General features: G+C 47.7%; 20 protein-coding genes. 16 read left to right on the forward strand and 4 right to left on the reverse strand.

Annotated elements, in window-relative coordinates:
• Positions 1-7 precede the first annotated feature (7 nt).
• A complete protein-coding gene (gene purU, locus ACTHPG_RS02550) occupies positions 8-901 on the forward strand; it encodes a formyltetrahydrofolate deformylase (RefSeq protein ID WP_339303542.1) in 894 nt (297 codons plus the stop codon).
• 82 nt (positions 902-983) lie between these two features.
• On the opposite strand, the gene ACTHPG_RS02555 is transcribed toward purU, so the two are convergent.
• Positions 984-1,460: a hypothetical protein gene (locus ACTHPG_RS02555; RefSeq protein ID WP_440387522.1), complete on the reverse strand. Its 477-nt coding sequence runs from the start codon at positions 1,458-1,460 to the stop codon at positions 984-986.
• A gap of 434 nt (positions 1,461-1,894) precedes the next feature.
• Between ACTHPG_RS02555 and tkt the strand changes: the two genes are divergently transcribed.
• The 5 genes from tkt to ACTHPG_RS02580 all read left to right on the forward strand — a co-directional run bounded on the left by tkt (position 1,895) and on the right by ACTHPG_RS02580 (position 7,519).
• On the forward strand, positions 1,895-3,937 hold the full coding sequence (tkt, locus tag ACTHPG_RS02560) for a transketolase (protein WP_133386785.1): 2,043 nt from the start codon (positions 1,895-1,897) through the stop codon (positions 3,935-3,937).
• Positions 3,938-4,204: 267 nt separating this feature from the next.
• Positions 4,205-4,522 carry a pyrimidine/purine nucleoside phosphorylase gene (locus tag ACTHPG_RS02565; RefSeq protein ID WP_017689983.1) on the forward strand — a complete coding sequence of 106 codons (318 nt, stop codon included), beginning with the start codon at positions 4,205-4,207 and terminating at the stop codon, positions 4,520-4,522.
• A 179-nt stretch (positions 4,523-4,701) separates the two neighbouring features.
• Entirely contained in the window at positions 4,702-6,057 is a 1,356-nt protein-coding gene (locus tag ACTHPG_RS02570) for a glucose-6-phosphate isomerase (protein WP_017689982.1), read from the forward strand.
• A gap of 215 nt (positions 6,058-6,272) precedes the next feature.
• Positions 6,273-6,905, forward strand: coding sequence for a YigZ family protein (locus tag ACTHPG_RS02575; RefSeq protein ID WP_036669098.1), 633 nt, complete (start codon positions 6,273-6,275; stop codon positions 6,903-6,905).
• 5 nt (positions 6,906-6,910) lie between these two features.
• The gene (locus ACTHPG_RS02580; protein ID WP_440387525.1) at positions 6,911-7,519 is read left to right on the forward strand and encodes a TetR/AcrR family transcriptional regulator; all 609 of its coding nucleotides are present in this window, start codon (positions 6,911-6,913) and stop codon (positions 7,517-7,519) included.
• 191 nt (positions 7,520-7,710) lie between these two features.
• Here ACTHPG_RS02580 and ACTHPG_RS02585 read toward each other — a convergent pair whose 3' ends face one another.
• Positions 7,711-8,112 (reverse strand): secondary thiamine-phosphate synthase enzyme YjbQ, encoded by a 402-nt coding sequence (locus tag ACTHPG_RS02585; RefSeq protein ID WP_440387527.1) that lies wholly within the window; start codon positions 8,110-8,112, stop codon positions 7,711-7,713.
• Positions 8,113-8,568: 456 nt separating this feature from the next.
• Here ACTHPG_RS02585 and cysT point away from each other — a divergent pair, with 456 nt between their 5' ends.
• The 8 genes from cysT to clpP all read left to right on the forward strand — a co-directional run bounded on the left by cysT (position 8,569) and on the right by clpP (position 15,618).
• Complete coding sequence (gene cysT, locus ACTHPG_RS02590; RefSeq protein ID WP_145146488.1) at positions 8,569-9,384, forward strand: sulfate ABC transporter permease subunit CysT; 816 nt, start codon at positions 8,569-8,571, stop codon at positions 9,382-9,384.
• Positions 9,381-10,178, forward strand: a complete 798-nt coding sequence (locus ACTHPG_RS02595) for a sulfate ABC transporter permease subunit (RefSeq protein ID WP_017689977.1) — start codon at positions 9,381-9,383, stop codon at positions 10,176-10,178. The genes cysT and ACTHPG_RS02595 overlap by 4 nt, the downstream gene beginning before the upstream one ends.
• A 1-nt stretch (position 10,179) precedes the next feature.
• The gene (locus tag ACTHPG_RS02600; protein ID WP_091015266.1) at positions 10,180-11,244 is read left to right on the forward strand and encodes a sulfate/molybdate ABC transporter ATP-binding protein; all 1,065 of its coding nucleotides are present in this window, start codon (positions 10,180-10,182) and stop codon (positions 11,242-11,244) included.
• A gap of 25 nt (positions 11,245-11,269) precedes the next feature.
• Positions 11,270-12,334, forward strand: a complete 1,065-nt coding sequence (locus ACTHPG_RS02605; RefSeq protein ID WP_440387529.1) for a sulfate ABC transporter substrate-binding protein — start codon at positions 11,270-11,272, stop codon at positions 12,332-12,334.
• A 160-nt stretch (positions 12,335-12,494) separates the two neighbouring features.
• Positions 12,495-12,941, forward strand: a complete 447-nt coding sequence (locus tag ACTHPG_RS02610) for a hypothetical protein (RefSeq protein WP_440387531.1) — start codon at positions 12,495-12,497, stop codon at positions 12,939-12,941.
• A gap of 278 nt (positions 12,942-13,219) precedes the next feature.
• Positions 13,220-14,008: an MBL fold metallo-hydrolase gene (locus ACTHPG_RS02615; RefSeq protein WP_440387533.1), complete on the forward strand. Its 789-nt coding sequence runs from the start codon at positions 13,220-13,222 to the stop codon at positions 14,006-14,008.
• Positions 14,009-14,145: 137 nt separating this feature from the next.
• Positions 14,146-15,018 carry an RNA polymerase sigma factor gene (locus ACTHPG_RS02620; RefSeq protein WP_440387535.1) on the forward strand — a complete coding sequence of 291 codons (873 nt, stop codon included), beginning with the start codon at positions 14,146-14,148 and terminating at the stop codon, positions 15,016-15,018.
• A gap of 18 nt (positions 15,019-15,036) precedes the next feature.
• On the forward strand, positions 15,037-15,618 hold the full coding sequence (gene clpP / locus ACTHPG_RS02625; protein WP_440387537.1) for an ATP-dependent Clp endopeptidase proteolytic subunit ClpP: 582 nt from the start codon (positions 15,037-15,039) through the stop codon (positions 15,616-15,618).
• A gap of 54 nt (positions 15,619-15,672) precedes the next feature.
• Here clpP and ACTHPG_RS02630 read toward each other — a convergent pair whose 3' ends face one another.
• Positions 15,673-17,094 carry a PLP-dependent aminotransferase family protein gene (locus tag ACTHPG_RS02630; protein WP_440387539.1) on the reverse strand — a complete coding sequence of 474 codons (1,422 nt, stop codon included), beginning with the start codon at positions 17,092-17,094 and terminating at the stop codon, positions 15,673-15,675.
• Between the two features lie 120 nt (positions 17,095-17,214).
• Between ACTHPG_RS02630 and ACTHPG_RS02635 the strand changes: the two genes are divergently transcribed.
• Positions 17,215-18,153, forward strand: coding sequence for a DMT family transporter (locus tag ACTHPG_RS02635; protein WP_440387540.1), 939 nt, complete (start codon positions 17,215-17,217; stop codon positions 18,151-18,153).
• A gap of 45 nt (positions 18,154-18,198) precedes the next feature.
• Entirely contained in the window at positions 18,199-18,510 is a 312-nt protein-coding gene (locus ACTHPG_RS02640) for a hypothetical protein (protein ID WP_440387542.1), read from the forward strand.
• 143 nt (positions 18,511-18,653) lie between these two features.
• On the opposite strand, the gene ACTHPG_RS02645 is transcribed toward ACTHPG_RS02640, so the two are convergent.
• Positions 18,654-19,457, reverse strand: coding sequence for a Cof-type HAD-IIB family hydrolase (locus tag ACTHPG_RS02645; protein ID WP_062833159.1), 804 nt, complete (start codon positions 19,455-19,457; stop codon positions 18,654-18,656).
• Positions 19,458-19,631 lie beyond the last annotated feature (174 nt).

Raw genomic sequence — 19,631 nt, forward strand, 5'->3', positions numbered from 1 at the left:
TAACCCGATGGAGATCCACGCTAAACAAGTACGTCCTGATTCTAAAAACCGCGCCGATCGTGCGCGCATGCTCATTTCCTGTCCGGATGGTCCAGGAATTGTAGCTGCAGTATCTCATTTCCTGCACCAGCATGGTGCAAATATTGTTCAGTCGGACCAGTACACCATGGACCCTGCTGGCGGTATGTTCTTTATGCGGATTGAGTTTGATCTTCCGCAATTGCTTCACAACCTGCCGAAACTGGAAGCAGACTTTGCAGAAGTGGCAAGCCGTTTTCAAATGGAATGGACGCTATCTGCGGTTAGCCGCAAGAAGAAACTGGCTATCTTTGTATCCAAAGAAGATCACTGTCTGGTTGAATTGTTGTGGCAATGGCAGGCAGGCGACCTCGATGCTGATATTGCGCTAGTCGTCAGCAACCACTTAGACATGAAGGACTATGTAGAATCATTTGGCATTCCATATCATCATATTCCGGTTACAGCAGATACCAAAAAAGAAGCAGAACAGCGTCAACTGGACGTCATCGGCAACGATGTGGATGTGATCATTCTGGCTCGTTACATGCAGATCATCTCTCCAATGTTCATTGAGCACTATCGCAATCGAATCATTAATATCCATCATTCATTCCTGCCAGCCTTTGTGGGTGGTAAACCGTATGCACAAGCGTATAACCGTGGTGTCAAAATCATCGGTGCGACAGCGCACTATGTTACGGAAGAACTGGATGGCGGCCCGATTATTGAACAGGATGTGCAGCGTGTAAGCCATGGGGACGATGTAACGGAGCTGAAGCGTATTGGACGTACCATTGAGCGCGTTGTGCTTGCACGTGCCGTGAAATGGCATGTCGAAGATCGTGTTCTCGTTCATGAGAATAAAACCGTTGTATTTTAAGCTCATGCTTTAATACTGCGCAAGGTTGATTCGGAACCACGCAATAGACTCTGGCCTAATAAAAAAGCGACTCCCTCTTCGTTCACGAAAAGGGAGTCGCTTTTTTGGTGTTGATATATTTTCCGCATAAGCCAAGCACGATTCCAAACAGCAGATGACCAACAATCCAGTAGAGGATGGCGGCTACATCGTAGAGGTCTGGCACACGTGATGACAATGGAGAGAGTGGAATGTAGAGCAGGGATGAGGCGGCACCGAGCAAAACTCCTTTGAACATGGGATGCCCTTTACGCTGTACCCACCACACATAGAAGATCCCGATGACAACGGACACAACTAGATGCAGAGAAAATTCAATGAATTCAGGCAAGGTGGGTGGAAGACCAGGTACGAAATCGATATTTAGCAGCAGGGTATATACTTGTTCACCCGTGTAGCCCTGAATCACTTTAAGGAAAAATCCCAGGACAACTCCCGAGAGAAGCCCCGTTAAAATACCCGATATCCAGGGTAATGAGTGTTTTACAAGTGGGGACGGGTGAGCAGCAGGATCTGGCATGATCGCGACCTCCTATGATTGACGCGTCTACATCTGAAAATAAACCACAGCCACATTTTCGAATCCATATTAAGGAACATTATAAGTGAATTGAGGATCAATATCTAAAAAATGCATGGTTTTCAGGTTAAAGGTTATACTTCATGCGATGGATCAGCGAGGCTTATTAAGGCTGCTTTTGGAATTTAGTACCTTGTATAGCACGATTTTTGCTTGATAGGTCAAGGGTTATTCATCACAAACCACCTATTTTTCATGAACTTCTCAAAGAAGGTTATGGAAAAGCTTCACGCCAAGTGATACAATACAAAAGTGAATAAGTCAAAATGAAACACTCAAGCGGATTCACTTATTGTGAAATTCGATTTGCTTGTATTGATGAGAGGGATTCGCTTGCGCACCCGACTTATCTAAAGACATGAGGAGGACAAACCATGACTGACAAGAACGAAGCGATTCAAAAAGACGAGAACACTACAATCGACAACCTGTCGATCACTACCGTACGTACTTTGGCGATTGATGCAATTGAGAAGGCAAATTCCGGACATCCGGGTATGCCTATGGGCTCCGCTCCAATGGGGTACCAACTTTTTGCAAAAACGATGACTCATAACCCGGACCACCCAACTTGGGTTAACCGGGACCGTTTTGTCCTGTCTGCAGGACATGGCTCCATGTTGCTGTACAGCTTGCTGCACCTGAGCGGATATGATCTTCCAATGGAAGAACTGAAACAGTTCCGTCAATGGGGAAGCAAAACACCGGGTCACCCGGAATTCGGACATACTGCAGGTGTTGATGCAACTACAGGCCCACTGGGTCAAGGTATTGCAATGGCTGTAGGTATGGCGATGGCTGAAGCTCAACTGGGCGCAACATACAATAAAGACAAATTCAACGTCGTTGATCACTACACATACGCAATCTGTGGTGATGGTGACTTGATGGAAGGCGTATCTCATGAATCAGCTTCCCTGGCTGGACGTTTGCACCTGGGCAAACTGATCATGTTGTTCGACTCCAATGACATCACACTCGATGGTAAATTGGATCTGTCTTCTTCCGAAAGCATCGCGAAGCGTTTTGAAGCTTATGGCTGGCAAGTGCTGCGCGTTGAAGATGGTAACGATCTGCCTGCAATCGAAAAAGCAATTCAGGAAGGTCAAGCAGATACACTGCGTCCTACACTGATCGAAGTTAAAACGGTTATCGGTTATGGTAGCCCGAACAAACAAGGTAAAGGCGGCCACGGCGGTACTCACGGATCTCCACTGGGTGCAGACGAAGCCAAATTGACTAAAGAGTATTACAAATGGGTTTACGAAGAAAACTTCCACGTACCAGCTGAAGTTCGCGATCACTTTGCACAAGTAAAAGATCGTGGTATCTCTGCTAACAAAGCTTGGGACGAGAAATTTGCCGAGTACAAAAAAGCATACCCTGAGCTGGCAGCTCAATTCGAAACAGCGATTAACGGCGACCTTCCAGAAGGTTGGGACCGTGATCTTCCTAAATATGCAGCAACAGACAAAGCACTCTCTACTCGTGTAGCGTCCGGTAACGCGCTGAACGGTCTGGCACACAACGTGCCACAACTGACAGGTGGATCTGCTGACTTGGAAAGCTCCACAATGACTCACTTGAACAACCTGGAGAACTTCACACCTGAAGATTACTCCGGCCGTAACATATACTTCGGTATCCGTGAATTCGGTATGGCTGGAGCGATGAACGGTATGGCACTGCACAGCGGTGTGAAAGTGTTCGGAGGTACGTTCTTCGTATTTACCGATTATCTGCGTCCGGCTGTTCGTCTTGCTGCCCTGATGGGATTGCCTGTAACGTATGTTCTGACTCACGACAGTATCGCTGTTGGTGAAGATGGTCCTACGCACGAACCGATCGAGCAATTGGCATCCCTGCGTATCATTCCTAACCTGACGGTTATTCGTCCGGCTGATGGTAACGAAACTTCGGCTGCTTGGGCTTACGCGCTTGAGAACAAGAGCAACCCGGTTGCACTCGTACTCACTCGTCAAAACTTGCCGATCCTCGAAGGTACCGTTGAAGGTTCACGTGAGAACGTGAAACGTGGTGCTTATGTTGTCTCTGATGCAAAAGATGGCAAAGCAGTAGCACAAATCATCGCTACAGGTTCTGAAGTGCAATTGGCTGTTAAAGCTCAAGCAGCACTTGCAGAACAAGGCATCCAAGTTCGCGTAATCAGCATGCCAAGCTGGGATCTGTTCGAGAAACAAGACAAAGCTTACAGAGAGTCCGTTCTTCTTCCGGATGTTAAAGCTCGTCTTGCCATTGAAATGGCTTATCCAATGGGCTGGGAGAAATATGTTGGCGATCAAGGTGACATTCTCGGAATCAGCACATTCGGTGCTTCCGCGCCTGGCGACCGTGTTATCCAAGAGTATGGCTTTACAGTGGACAACGTGGTTAGCCGCGTAAAAGCATTGCTGTAATAGAGGTTGTTCAAAAAGTCTGCTTTTGATTACGAAGGATGCCTCCCGGCATCATCAGCGTCGAATATGGGATTCAGCCGAAAGTACTGAAAACCTGACTCCTTGAACACGCACTTATGGCTTCATAAGCGCTGCTATGGTCGGGAGGGCATCATGCCGTCCTGATCCATGGCAGCAAGTTATTTCCGCAGAACATGGGCGGTGACTCGTTATCGCCCTGATCTGTTTTGCCTTTTGTTTTCATTAACTTCAGGGGAGCGGGTACGCATGTCACAATTCGATCAAGTCAGTGTAGTGAAAGAGGCCAACATTTATTATGATGGTCAGGTAACCAGCAGAACGGTTATTTTGGGGGATGGCAGCAAAGTGACTCTGGGCATCATGCTTCCAGGCAGTTATGAGTTCGGTACGGATTCCCGTGAAATTATGGAGATTCTGTCCGGCGATCTGAAAGTATTGCTTCCCGGAGAAGAAGAGTGGCAAGAGATTCAAGGTCAAGCTACGTTCCACGTGCCTGCCGAATCCAAATTTAAACTGGAGATACGCAGCGTTACTGACTACGTCTGCTCGTACCCGGCGGAATAACATAAGAAGGGTAAGCAGAACCGCAACCCGCGGATTCGGTTTACCCTTTTTGCTTCTTGAATTCTAACGACAAAGTTCGGGCTGCAAGCTTGTCAGCCCCGTGGATTTGAAGTATCCTTAAGGCAAGTTGTTTAGAATGAAATACGGACTATAACCGAAATCAGGAGGTTTTTGAGATCATGGCAAAAAAAGTGACATTTGACTATAGCACGGCTTTGCAATTTGTAAATCAGCACGAAGTGGACTACTTCGCAGAACCGATTCGTCTGGCTCACGAACAGCTTCATAACGGAACAGGAACAGGCTCCGATTATCTGGGCTGGATTGACCTGCCAACGGCTTATGACAAAGAAGAGTTTGCACGCATTCAAAAAGCGGCTGCCAAAATCCAAAGCGATTCCGAAGTACTGATCGTTATCGGTATCGGTGGATCATACCTGGGTGCACGTGCAGCGATTGAAATGTTGACACACTCCTTCTATAACAATCTGCCAAAAGACAAACGCAAAACCCCTGAAATCTATTTTGCAGGAAACAATATCAGTTCCACATATGTAACTCATTTGCTGGATCTGGTTGAAGGCAAAGATTTCTCCGTAAATGTCATCTCCAAATCCGGTACAACAACAGAACCTGCCATTGCTTTCCGTATCTTCCGTGCAGCACTGGAAGAGAAATATGGTAAGGAAGAAGCACGCAAACGTATCTATGCTACAACAGACAAAGCGCGCGGTGCATTGAAAGAACTGGCGAATGCAGAAGGATATGAATCTTTCATTATCCCGGATGATGTAGGTGGACGTTACTCCGTTCTGACGGCTGTAGGTTTGCTGCCAATCGCAGCAGCTGGTATCAGCATCGAAGAAATGATGCAAGGTGCAGCTGACGCATCCAAGGAATACAGCAACCCGAACGTAGCTGAGAATGAGGCATATCAATATGCAGCTGTTCGTAACGCATTGTATCGCAAAGGCAAAGGCACCGAGATTCTTGTAAACTATGAGCCATCCCTGCACTTTGTGTCCGAGTGGTGGAAACAACTGTTCGGAGAGAGTGAAGGTAAAGATTACAAAGGAATCTATCCAGCGTCTGTTGATTTCTCTACAGACTTGCACTCCATGGGGCAATTCATTCAGGAAGGTAGCCGGAATATCTTCGAAACGGTTATTCAGGTTACTGAAGTTGCAGAGCATATCTCCATCAAATCCGATCCGGACGATCTGGATGGATTGAACTTCCTTGAAGGCAAAACGATGGACTTTGTTAACAAAAAAGCGTTCCAGGGAACTCTGCTTGCACATACAGATGGTCAAGTACCGAATCTGATTGTGAACATTCCAGATATGACTCCATATTCTTTCGGATATCTGGTATACTTCTTTGAAAAAGCATGCGGTATCAGTGGCTACTTGCTGGGCGTCAATCCATTTGACCAACCAGGCGTGGAAGCTTACAAGAAAAATATGTTCGCATTGCTGGGCAAACCAGGCTTTGAAGAAGAGAAAGCAGCGCTCGAAGCGAGACTTTCCGAATAATTCATCGGTCTGCTCATATAGTTGAATAAGATAATGTTAATCGATCCGGGAATCACTGTTTATGTAAGATGCATGGCTCCCGGATGTAGATAACCAGAGCAGTTCGTCCGCGTTCGCGCGGTGAACTGCTTTCTTGTAAAATGGGGTAATGGAATATTGAACTTGGAAAAAGACAAAAGTTGGACTCAGGAAACGATTAGAAAGTTGGATTCAGGATGATTGAACGTTATCGCACGGTTCGAGGACCGGGCAATCTGGAAATTGTAATCAAGAAGTCACGATTTATCGGTCATATTATGCCGGTCACGACAGAGGAAGAGGCTGTTGCCTTCATCGATGAGATCAAGAAAAAACATTGGAATGCGACTCATAACTGCTCTGCGTACATGATTGGAGAGCGGGACGAGATCCAGAAGCAATCCGATGACGGGGAACCCAGCGGAACAGCAGGGAAACCCATTCTTGAAGTGATTAAGAATCAGAAATTAAAAAATGTGGCAATTGTGGTTACGCGATACTTTGGGGGAATCATGCTTGGAGCCGGTGGGTTAATTCGGGCTTATACGGATGGGGCTGTAGCGGCCATTGAAGCCGGAGAAGCCATTACCAACGTGCTGCATCGTGAAGTGTTTGTTGAACTGGATTATACGTGGCTAGGTAAAGTGGAAAATGAGTTAAGAAGCCGGGAAGTCCGTACAGGTGAAACTGGATTCACCGATAAGGTTACGTTGACTTGTCTTCCGCCGGATAGTGAAACCGAGGCTTTTATAGCCTGGATCACGGATTTGACGCAAGGGCAATCCCGGATCACGGAGGGACAGCGGCTTTATTTTATTGAAGGGGAATAAAATATATGGCTAGAAGAGCAGTCGAACAGGAGTTGTCGAGGGAGCGGATACTGGAGGCGGCGAGGCACCTTTTTATTACCAAAGGATACCGCGCCATTTCGATGCGAAGCATCGGCCAGCATCTAGGCTATAGTCATGGGTCGCTGTATTATCACTTTAAGGAAAAGGCAGAGCTGTTCTATGCCATCGTGGTTGAAGATTTCAATCATCTGGGGCATTTGCTGCTGCAGGCCATGGTCAGGCCGGTTCGTGATGATGTGAGCAAGGTAGAGCACATTATGATGGAGTTTATTCGCTTTGGTCTGGAGAACCCATATCAATACGAAATTATGTTTATGATCAGGGACGAAGAACTGTTGTCTTATTGTCGTACCGAACAGGGACGCTGCTTCGAATTGTTTGCATCGATTATAAGGCAGTATATGAATGAAGCGAACTGTACGGAAGAGGATATTCAAAGGGTACCGCGTACGCTATTTTTGGCTATGCACGGATTCATTTCTTATTACATTCAGGACCGTTTAACGTTTGTGGAGATTGAATCGTCTGCGCTGTCTCATGTCAAAGTGCTGTGCCGCAATTTGGGTCAGCAGCCTGAGTCTGGCGTCCAATAATGGCGTAATTGTTGCACTCCTACACTTCAGGGCGGTGATTTGTCATAACTTTAATTCTTTATAACGTTATCTCGCGAAAGTTAGTACGCGCCAAAGACCAAGTCAGGCGGCTCCGACCCGAAATGAGGGTGGACCGCCTGTTTGTGTTTGCAAAACTTGAATGAGTAGGTCGGCCTCTAGTGGGACTGACGCTAGCCTTCCATGATTTTGAGAAAGTATTCCCGTTCACGAGGTCCGTCAAATTCGCAAAAGTAAATGTCTTGCCAGCGGCCAAGCAGCAGCCTGCCCTCGTGAATAATCACCGTCTGTGATGGCCCTGTTGTGATTGATTTGAGGTGAGAGGCTGTGTTGCCTTCGGCATGTCGATACTCGGGATGCTCCCAAGGGTACACTTCGTCCAGACGCAACAAGACATCGTGTTTCACATCGGGGTCTGCATTTTCGTTGATGGCAATACCTGCTGTCGTATGTGGACAGTAGATGAGAACCGTCCCATTCTGGACCCCGCTACTCTGGACAACCTGCTTCACGTCCCGTGTGATATCCTTCATTTCATCTCGTGTGGAAGTGGATATATTCTTCGTATATAACATGTTCAATCACTCCTTATCATCTCTGTTCTTACCCTCGATTGTACCTTAACCACTACATACCAAACAAACCACATATGACTCTGATCATAGAAAATGCATGATAACGGAGAGGACAGAAATATCCTGAAGAAGCGAAAGAGTTCACCTTTATCACAGGATTTCCCCTTTAATAAAGGGGAATAAAGAAATCTGGGGATAACAGTGATCGAAAGGTTGTTCTGGCCGCGCAGTGTACAGTGCAATTTTTATTAATTAATCTCATATGTGGCCCAATTATATTCAATAAAAGCATTGACGATTAGCACTGCAAACTGGTAAAGTATCAGAAAAGCAAAACCAAGTAGACTAATGGGAATAATGTTAAAGTAATATCATCCAACTTAGGAAAAATGTCGTATTGAAGCCAGGAAGACTGCCGTCCGGAACTTAAGCCGGAGGCTGGGAGGGAACGCAGCAATGAATACCGTTCTTCGTCATAAGGGATGGACTTGGGGATTCCGCAGTACTGTATTATTATATTTTATCGTACTTATTGTACTTCCAATCATCGGTGTGTACGTCAACTCCTTCTCTGAGGGATGGAGCAACTTCGCCCAGAGCATCATGGATCCAATCGCATGGAAAGCCGTGCTGCTGACGATTCGGCTGGCCGTGATAGCCACACTGATTAATGTGGTGCTGGGCACGATGATCGCCTGGGTGTTGACAAGGTATCGATTCGTGGGCCGATCGTTTCTTAACAGTCTGGTTGATCTCCCGTTTGCACTGCCAACAGCGGTGGGCGGCTTGATGATTATGCTGCTTTTGGGTCCGGTCAGTGCCATCGGGAAACTGGCAGAATCCATGGGATTTGAGATTGTATTTCATCAGCCCGCCATTGTTATCGCGATGACCTTTGTCACGTTTCCGTTTGTGATCCGTGCAGTGCAGCCTTTGCTGGAAGAAATCGATCCTTCCGAGGAAGAGGCCTCGTACACGATGGGGGCATCCAAGGCTCGCACGTTCATGCAGGTTATTCTGCCGTCCATGGCACCTGGCATGATCAGTGGGGGAATGTTGGCTTTCTCCAGAGGACTGGCTGAATTCGGGGCAGTCGTGTTGGTGGCTGGTAACATTCCGGGAAGAACACTGACTGCTTCCGTATTTATCTACGGGGAGATTGAAAGTGATAATCCAACGGGAGCCGCTGCTGTATCCGTGTTGCTCCTGACGCTCTCCTTCCTGATCCTCTGGCTGATCAATCTGGTGCAGATGCGGGGGAGAAGACGATGAGACGACTCTTAATCGGATTGACGTTTGCGGTATTTATTGTACTGTTGATCATCCCGCTTGGACGCATTTTTATTGGCGCATTTGAAGACGGGGCAGGTGGATTCCTGAAAGGGCTGATGCGTCCTGAGGCGTTACACGCTTTGATGATGACCGGACTGGTGGTCCTGGTAGTCACCCTGTTAAATACATTGTTTGGCATCATGATGGCTCTGTATCTGGTTCGTGCCGGATGGCTGAGTGAACGGATAAAAGGACTGCTGAACAGCATTGTAGACCTGCCTTATGCCGTATCTCCTGTCATTGGCGGTTTGATGATTGTATTGATGTTGGGACCCAACAGCATTATGGGCGCGTTCTTTGAAGGGATTGGATTCAATGTGGTCTACGCCTTCCCGGGTATGGTGATCGCAACGTTATTTGTTACTTTTCCACTGATGGTCAGAGAGGTTATGCCTGTCCTGCAGGAACTCGGTTCACAGCAAGAGGAGGCCGCATCGACACTGGGTGCCTACGGCTGGAGAACATTCTGGAGTGTGACATGGCCTTCGATCCGCTGGGCAGTGGTGTATGGTCTTGTCTTGACAGTTGCGCGCTCGCTTGGGGAATTCGGTGCAGTGCTGGTTGTATCCGGTAATATCATGAACAAAACGCAGACAGCAACAACGCTGGTGTATCAGGATGTTGAGAATTTTAATGTTGCTGCTGCAAATGGTGTGGCATTGGTGCTGGTCACCTTCTCCGTCGGGCTGCTGCTCATGATGGAATGGGCCAAGAAGCGAAAGGAAGTGCATTGATATGCATGTAGAAGTCCGTGATCTGAACAAACATTTCGGTGATTTTCATGCGGTAAAAGATGTCTCATTCGATATTGCCAAAGGCCATCTAATCGGTCTGCTTGGACCCAGCGGAGGTGGGAAGACGTCCATTCTGCGGATGCTTGCGGGACTGGAGAATCCGGGTTCCGGAGAGATTCGCTTTCACGGAAAAGTGGTCAATCATCTGCCTCCACAGGAGCGTGGAATCGGATTTGTATTCCAGAACTATGCTCTGTTCAAACATATGACGGTATTTGAGAATATTGCTTTTGGACTCAAGGTCAAGAAGACGCCAAAAGCCCAGATCCGTGATCGGGTTATGGAATTGGTTGAACTGACCGGGTTAAAAGGTTTCGAACAGCGCTATCCACATCAGTTGTCTGGTGGGCAGCGTCAGCGTGTGGCATTTGCCAGAGCACTCGCCCCGGAGCCGCAACTGTTATTGCTGGATGAACCGTTCGCGGCTATTGATGCCAAGATCCGTCAGGAACTGCGTTCATGGTTGCGGGAGCTCATCGAGCGAGTGGGAATCACTTCGATCTTTGTGACGCATGACCAGGATGAAGCGATTGAAGTGGCGGACGAGATTATGATTATCAGCCAGGGTCGTCTGGAACAGAAGGGGACACCTTGGGATATCTACAAAAACCCGCAGACACCATTTGTTGCTACATTTATCGGGGAATCTACAGTTGTGGAGGATGCTTCCCAGTTGAAAGGATTCGAACATGCCGTTGAGGGTGAACACACCAAAGCGCTTATTCGACCAGAGTATATTGAGATCGGCTTAAAGAACGAATTCACGATGCTGTCTGCAACAGAAAAAGGGACAGTCAAACATCTTCATTTCCGCGGCAGTCAATGGATGGTAGAGGTGGACGTACAGGGGCACAAGTTAATCACATATCGTTCCCTGGAGAAAACGACCTTGGAGATCGGTCAACAAATTCGCGTTCTTGTACACCGTGCATACCTGTTCAATGACTCCAACAGTTGGGTGGTTGAGAACCGACTGAAGGAAGATCCGATGCCGGTGATGATTTAGATCAAGTAGAAGAAAGGGGCTGCCCATGCAGACGAGGAAGAAGAAAATCAACCTTTTATATGTTGCCCTCATGCTTCTGCTCGTCTGCATGACCGCTGGATGCAGCAAGCAGGAGGAGTCAAGCGAACAGAACGGGCCCGCTGGTAACGATTCATCCAATACGCTGGTGATTGGTGCTTATAGTGTAGCGAAAGACGCTGTAGGCGAATTGCTGCCCAAGTTCCAGGAGGAGTGGAAGGCGAAGACCGGACAGACGATCAACTTCCAGGAGTCCTATGAAGCTTCGGGTACACAGGCAAGAGCCATCGTTGGTGGATTCGAGGCTGATGTAGCCTTGCTCGCGATGGAGAGTGATATCGACAAGCTGGTCAAAGCCGATCTGGTTAGCTCCGATTGGAAACAGACCCCTAATGAAGGCATGATTACTCGTTCGATTGTTGTTCTGGGAACAAGAGCAGGCAACCCGCTGGGGATTCGTGATTTTCAGGATTTAACGAAGCCTGGTGTGAAGGTATTGTACCCCAATCCAAAGACATCCGGGGGCGCACAATGGGACATTAATGCCATTTACGGTGCTGGATTGAAACTGTCGGAGGAGCAAGAGGGGAAGAAAGATCCTGCCGCAGCCAAGGCTTTTCTCGAACAGGTACATCGTAACGTTGAATCATTGGACAAGAGTGGTCGTTCTTCGATGGCGGCATTCGAATATGGTGTCGGTGATGTAATCGTCACGTATGAAAATGAATTGCTTGCCCGGATCGCGAAAGGTGTAGATTATGACATTGTCATTCCGAAAAATACGATCCTGATTGAGAACCCGGCAGTTGTAGTGAATAAATATGCCGACAAACATGGGAATCGCGAACTGGCAGAAGCCTTTGTCGCATATCTGCGTACACCAGAAGCGCAGCGTATTTTTGCCAAGCATGGTTTTCGTTCAGTAGATCCGGATGTATTTGCACAGACGGAGTCCACATTCCCAACGCCAGAAGGGCTATTTGATATTAACTATCTAGGGGGATGGGACGAGGTACGCAGTACGTTGTATTCCAAACGCGGCGTGTGGTATCAAGTGCTTGCGGGAATATGATATGCGTATTTGATGCAATCGAATAAGTAACGGAATTTGGTGATACTAAACCTTCATTTCAATGGAAGTAGAGATGGAGGTTTTTTACTGCCAAAAGGATATAATAGAGGTATACTCAATCATGATGGTTACATAGTATCTGCAGGAAGGTGTGAGTTGAATGAGTTCAGAGATCAAATTATCCCAAAGTACAGCAATTCGACTGGAGCAGGCCCGCGGTAAGGGGATGCCTGAGGAAGAAATATTAAAAGCCATTCAAGCCAAAGACGTTTCCGCTTTTGACGCCGTGTCTGAAGAGGAATACCGATATAACGAATTTTTCTCGTATGCGGATGAGCATGGTGAAAATCTGGAGGCAGCAGTAAAAGATGGATACCGGATTACCTTTAACACGCGTGGTGGACTCGGAATCTGGTTGGAAAAGGCCTTTAAGGTACAGCAAGAGAGAGACTTCACAGTGGGTGAAGGAATCGTCACCGGATTACAGTTGAAACCGGAGCAGGCAGAGGTACTGGCGAAGCGGCTTGCGTCGAACTGGGTGATTACGTGTTCGAAGGATGTACCTGCGGGTAAGGAATTGACACTAAAGCTGCGGGCACTGGTGTAGTTCCAGCGCCGAGTATGACTCGAATTAATCGGTCGTGGCCTGATTAAAAGGTAAGGCCTGATCTTCATGCGGATGACCGGCTTATAAGGTTGCACCACATGCTGACGAAGCGTACGCTCCCGAATGGAGCGAAGCATGGAATTAAAGTCTGACGGTGAACGGTCAGACCATGGGCTGTCCCGAATTGCAGTGAGAACTGCAGCGGGATGGTCTTATTTTTGCAAAAACAGGGGTGGACGATTACAATTTACATATCATTAATTCAGGGGGAATGCGGATTGAATCAGCTAACATTTCTGGGCACTGGCGATGCGATGGGCGTTCCACGTGTGTATTGTGATTGCGAAGTATGTACAGAGGCAAGGCTTACGGGAGAGAATAAACGGAAACGTTCCTCTGTTCTGATTGACTGTGGTGGCGATGGTGCGAGTGAACAGTTCATGATCGATTGCGGACCGGACTGGAGATCACAGATGGAGGATCAGGGATTGCGTATGGTGCATACGCTGCTCATCACTCATGCTCATTTTGACCATATTGGCGGATTACCGGAATGGGCGGATGCATGCCGCTGGTTGGGGGTAAAGGGACGTTTGTATGCACCGCGTGAAGTGATTGCTACCATTCAGGGACAGTTTCCATGGTTGGGGCGTCATATGGACTTTCTTGAAACGGATGATGGTATTGAACTTAGTGGGTGGAAGGTGCGTTCCTGGAAAGTATGTCATGGACATAACGGGTATTCGTACGCATATCGATTGGATCGGGAAGGCTATCGTTGGGCGTATTGTTCAGATGCCATTGACCTGAAAACATCCGAGAAAGAGCCGTTACATGGATTGGATCTGTTGGTGCTCGGAACAAGCTTTGTGCATGAACTTGCGGAATTCTCAACACGTTCCGTGTATGATATGCGCGAGGCGCAGGAGCTGCTGCGGGAACTGAAACCGGGTCATACCTATTTTACACATATGTCTCATGATGTTGATGTAAGGCAGAATTATAATCTGGATCAAGGCATTACGATTGCCCTTACCGGGATGAAGGTGCCGCTTGGAACCTTATAGTTTGAAACGAATGCGTAACTCGACTTGAGGCATTGTAATAAAAATAAATGGAGAAGAGCGTATCCTTTGGAGGAGGTTCTTCGTTTACATAGTGTAAGTCAAAATCAATCAGGAACCAGCAAAGGGGGGCCCCCAAGATGGCCTTTGTGAAGTCCGTGGATTGCAGGATCAACAGACCACATGATGATGGTAAACCAGATAAATCCCATATTGAATCCGGTGGTACCGCTGGAACAAACCAATTGAACCAAAGCATTCATACGCGATTACCCGATCTGATGGGTTCGTTGTATGCGTATTGTTTATCGCTGACGAAATCAGTTCAAGAGACGGAGGATCTGGTTCAGGAGACCTGTCTCAAAGTATTGTCGTCGAGTGAGGTTGGATCTTCCGGGATGAATAAAGACATGAATTGGGAAGCTTATCTGATCCGTATTGCACGCAACAGCTGGATTGATATCTTACGTCAGCGTGAGAGATTGGTCTGTAAACTGGATAGCTTGAAGCCGCTCCTGCACGAAATGGAGGAAGAAAGCCGATTCGAGGAATTGGAGTCTGCCGTTCAACTCCTAATAGATAAGCTACCACCGTGGCAGCGAGTGATATATGTATTACGTGAATTAATGGGTTACAAGGCGGCAGAGACTGCAGAAATGTTGGATACGACAGAAGGCGCTGTGAAAGCAGCGTTAAGTCGAGCCCGCTCTTCCATAGCTGAAGTGAGGCACGGGTTGGAACAATCGGACACAGAATCACAGTATGAGGAAGGCGCAGTGGAAAATCATCGGGAGGAATTGCGCAGTTATCTGCTGGCATTCCGCACGGGAGATACCGCTCGCATCATTGATCTATGCCTGAATCGGACGGATGATCCGATGGCTGTGGCGGGTAGCATTTTGCAGCAGACTCTGCCGTCTTCATCCATGCAGCCAGTGATGTACGGGTACGCCGCTTCCGGAACGAATGCGATGTCGTATGGAGGTGGGTACACGGTCAACATGGTTGCCTAAACCAAGGAGGCGACACACATGAATGTAGTACCCTATGTAGTGGAACAGACCGCTCGCGGTGAGCGGAGTTATGATATTTATTCACGTTTGCTTAAAGACCGGATCATTATGGTATCCGGGGAGATTGAGGATCAGATGGCGAATGCCATTGTGGCCCAGTTATTATTTTTGACTGCAGAGGACCCGGAGAAGGATATTCAGATGTACATCAATTGTCCCGGCGGATCGGTGACAGCAGGTTTCTCCATCTATGATACCATGCAGTTCGTGAAACCGGATGTTTCGACGATCTGTACGGGTATGGCAGCAAGCTTTGGTGCAATATTGCTGGTGGGTGGTGCCAAAGGGAAACGCATGGCACTGCCGAACAGTGAGATCATGATCCATCAACCGCTCGGTGGTACTCGGGGTCAGGCAGCGGATATGTTGATTCATGCTAACCGCATCATTGAGCATCGCCATCGCCTTAACCAACTGCTCGCCAACCATACAGGACAGTCGATTGAGCGGATTGAGAAGGACTCGGATCGAGACTATTTCCTGACCGCTGCTGAAGCAGTCGAATATGGATTGGTGGATAAAGTCATATCCAATTCATAACAATAGCCCGGAAGGTCATGTGACCTTTCGGGCTTTTTCGATTGCTAACCAACCTTACATTTCTTTGGCCAGCGTAATGAGTCTGCCCATGCCTTCCCGAATCTGCTGCTCATGCGCATAAGAGAAGGACAGACGCAGTTTGCGACTGGCTGAATTATCCGAAGAATCGAATACGGTTCCGGGTACAAAAGCAACGGATTGTTCCATGCATCGGTGAAGCAGTCTTCCGGTATCCACACCCCTCGGAAGCTCCACCCAAAAGTTAAGTCCGCCCTCGGGGCGGGTCCACGTCCAGTCTGTTTCCAGCAGACACTGTTCCATCACTTCCATTCGAAGCTGGATGGCGGTCCGTAGCTTGGACAGATGCTGATGCATACGTTCTGACTGAAAATAACGGAGAAAAAGCTTCTGGTTCAGGAGAGGTGATCCGTTATCTGTCAGTGATTTTACTGCCTGTAATCCTGGCATGAAACGCTGACGGCATAGGATGGCTGCAATCCGCAGCCCGGGTGCAACATACTTGCTATAACTGCGAATGTACAGGGTGTGCCCAGTGGTGTCGTAGGTGAAAATGGGTGCCGGAGGTTTCTCCTTAAAATAGATATCATAGGTGCTGTCGTCTTCAAGCAGGAAACATCCATACTGTTCTGCAAGTTCGGGTAACTGCTTGCGTTGTTCTACTGGAACATTCATGCCAGTTGGATTCTGAAAGGTCGGTGTCATGTAAAAGAGGCGTGGCTTCTCACTCTTCATCAGATGTTCGATCTGCTCCAGATCATAACCCCCAGGATGAATGTCCGTGAAGACGAGCCGGGCACCTTGTTTGCGGAAAATCTCCATTGCCGGTCCATATGTAGGCCGTTCCATCAAGACCCGATCCCCGGGTTTGACCAACGTCCGCGAGATGACATCGATCGCTTGCTGGGCACCCGATGTAATTAACACCTCGTCTGCGGAGAGGTAGAAGCGTTCCTTGGTTGTCAGATGGCTTGCCAGGGCACTGCGTAATTCCAGATCTCCCTGAATCGTGGAGTACGTTCCGAGCAGACGTGGATATTGATCCAGCAGATCGCGCATCAGTTCCCCCCAATATCGATTGGGAAGCAGGGCGGGATCAATCAATGATTTGGAAAACTGGAATTCGGCTTCAAGCGATTGTACATGTGCGAGGGAGTCCCAATGCAACCAGGCAGACACGGCGGGGTCATCCGCCTGATCTGTTACTGAGAATGGAGTTGCTGGACTGACATAATAGCCGGACTTGTCCTTCACATAGACATTCCCACGTTCCTTTAACTCCTGATAGGCTTTGAAAACGGTCAGACGATGTACGCCGAGTAGCTCGGACAGGCTTCGTACAGATGGCAGTTTTTCATGTTCGGCCCACTCTCCCGCTTCTATACGCACAACGAGATAATGGATGACTTGCTCATATAATTTCAGGCTGTTATCTGTCATCATCAAGGTTTTGCCCATCCGGCTCACACTCCTTTTGAACTCTATTGTAACAGCTAATAGGCGACAACTGTTCTGTTTTATTCATTCTGTTCTATAGACCATGAGATATGATGAAGAACAGATAAAGGAGTGGTTATCATGGTGGGGATTGCATTTACGGTCATGTGTCTTATTTTCGGTACAACGTTTTTGGCTATTAAAATTGGAGTGGAGGCAGGCATGCCGCCTTTTCTGTCTGCCGGACTGCGATTTGTAATCGCGGGAGCGCTAATGTTTGCATGGATGTGGATGAAGGGCAAAGTGAGTTGGTCCCTCCTGTTCCGCAAGGAGATGTTGCTGACGGGAGCAGGTCTGACCTTCGGCACCTTTGCCACATTATATTGGGCTGAACAGCATGTGAGCTCGGGGGTTGGTGCCATTCTGTCAGCGACAGGGCCGCTTATGATTATGTTGATGCAGACGGCGCTGTTACGGCAAAAAACATCTGCGCGCATGATTACAGGCTGCCTGATCGGTTTCACCGGTGTGGTTCTGGTTGTGCTGCCTGGTGTATCGCTTGGTGCGGGTTCCCTGTTCATGTGGGGCTGTATTGCCGTACTGGTGGGGGAAGTCTGTTATTCAGCAGGTGCATTGTACTCCAAAAAGGTTATTAATCAGTTCAAAGAAGCGAACCCTGTCGCGATCAACGCAGTACAGATGATGTATGGGGGACTGTTGTTAAGCTTGCTCTCAGCGGTGACGGAATCCTGGAACATGTCCGCTTTGGATTGGGTTCCTGCTGTATCTTCCGTGATATATTTGACTGTAATTGGCTCGATGGTTGGGCATAGTCTGTTCTACTGGATCATGTCTCGCACGAATCCGTTGTTCCCGGCAACCTGGCTGTATATCTCCCCGCCCATTGCCGTAGGGCTTGGCGCTGTAGTCTATGGTGAACATGTCAGCTGGATTACGTGGATCGGTGTGGCCCTGGTCGTCTCAGGTCTGCTGGCAATGAATGAGAAGGTGATGGGTTGGTTAAAACGTGGTGGACGTACAAATTTGTTGGTTCCAAATTCCAAAAATGTGGTAAAATAGGTTTCATGTAATTTTGTTCAGGCATGAAGGAATGAGGAAAGAATTATGGGTAAAAGACAAAAACTTGGAGCTATATTGTTATTTGCAGGTATCATATTGTATAGTGCGATTCATATTGCGACCGTTATACACATCCCAAGCGTGATGGTTTGGTCCGATACGTGGGGGCAGTATTTTGCAGCTATGTCTGAAACACATGGCTGGGTTGGATTTATACTGGCCATCCTGTTATTTCTGGTGGGGGCTTTACTGTTACTGACTGTTTTCGTTTCTGAACTTCCGAAGAGTACGATGATGCAGGAGATCAGGGAACGAGATCATGAATTCGAAGAGAAGTACAGGTATGGAAAACACTAAGCAAGAGTGACTGCAACATCTATAAAGTGCAAGTTATTTCTGACCATTAAAACAGCCCTGCACAAGCGAGTTATCGCTGTGGAGGGCTGTTTGTTTTGTTTTCGGACCAGACACATTATGCAAAATGCGCTTTTCTGAGATTCTTACTCTGCGTTCAATACAAACTTCTCGATAACCTCTTTTACGCCGTCTTCGTTATTACTTGCCGTAATGTAGTCTGCCAGCTCTTTCAACGCAGGGATGGCATTCCCCATCGCTACACCAAGACCAGCAACTTCAAGCATCTCATGGTCATTCCAGGAGTCGCCGATAGCAATGCACTCGCTTAGTTGGTGACCAAAGTGGTCTGCCAGGAAAGTAAGGGCGTGGCCTTTAGTTCCTTCATTGTGCATAATCTCGAGGAAGTAAGGTTTGGACTTGGTGATATGCACTTGAGGTCCGAGCAATTCACGCAAGTCAACGGCAACCTTATCCAAGTAGTCTGGCTCATCGATAATAAGCAGTTTCGGTGTTTTTTGTTCGATGACTTTGATGAAATCAGATTCGATATAATATTGGGTGCCGTTTAATTTGGCATAATCACGCAGCTTGTCGTTTTCCTCACGGGCATACAGCTTGTCATCAATGTATGTTTGAAGGTGGAGATTATTCTCCAGGCAGTAATCATACAATTTGCGGGAAGCTTCCTGTGGAACGTAACGCTCATAAAGTACTTTTTCGTCCAGCAGGTTTTTCACCAAAGCGCCTTGATACGTAATGATTGGCACGTTAAGTCCGGTTTGACGAGCAAGCGCTTGTGCGGAAGCATAAGCACGTCCAGTCGCCAGCGTTACAGTTACACCATGGGCAACCGCTTGTTCCAGTGCAGTCTGTGTAGCAGGGGTAACTTCCTTGTTGTCGTTGATCAGGGTGTCATCAATGTCGATTGCGATTAATTTGTAGGTCATCTGTGTGTTTCTCTCCTTTTTTTCTGTATCTATACCCAACTTTGTCTATATCAGTTCAATATGAACGTTTTACACGAGAACGGAGAGGACAGAAAAAACCTGAAGAAGCAGAGCGTTCGCCTTTATCATCGTATTTTCCCTTTCGAATAAGGGAATCAAAAAAATCTGGGGATA

This window comes from Paenibacillus sp. SAF-068, from assembly GCF_051967555.1.
GTDB lineage: Bacteria > Bacillota > Bacilli > Paenibacillales > Paenibacillaceae > Paenibacillus.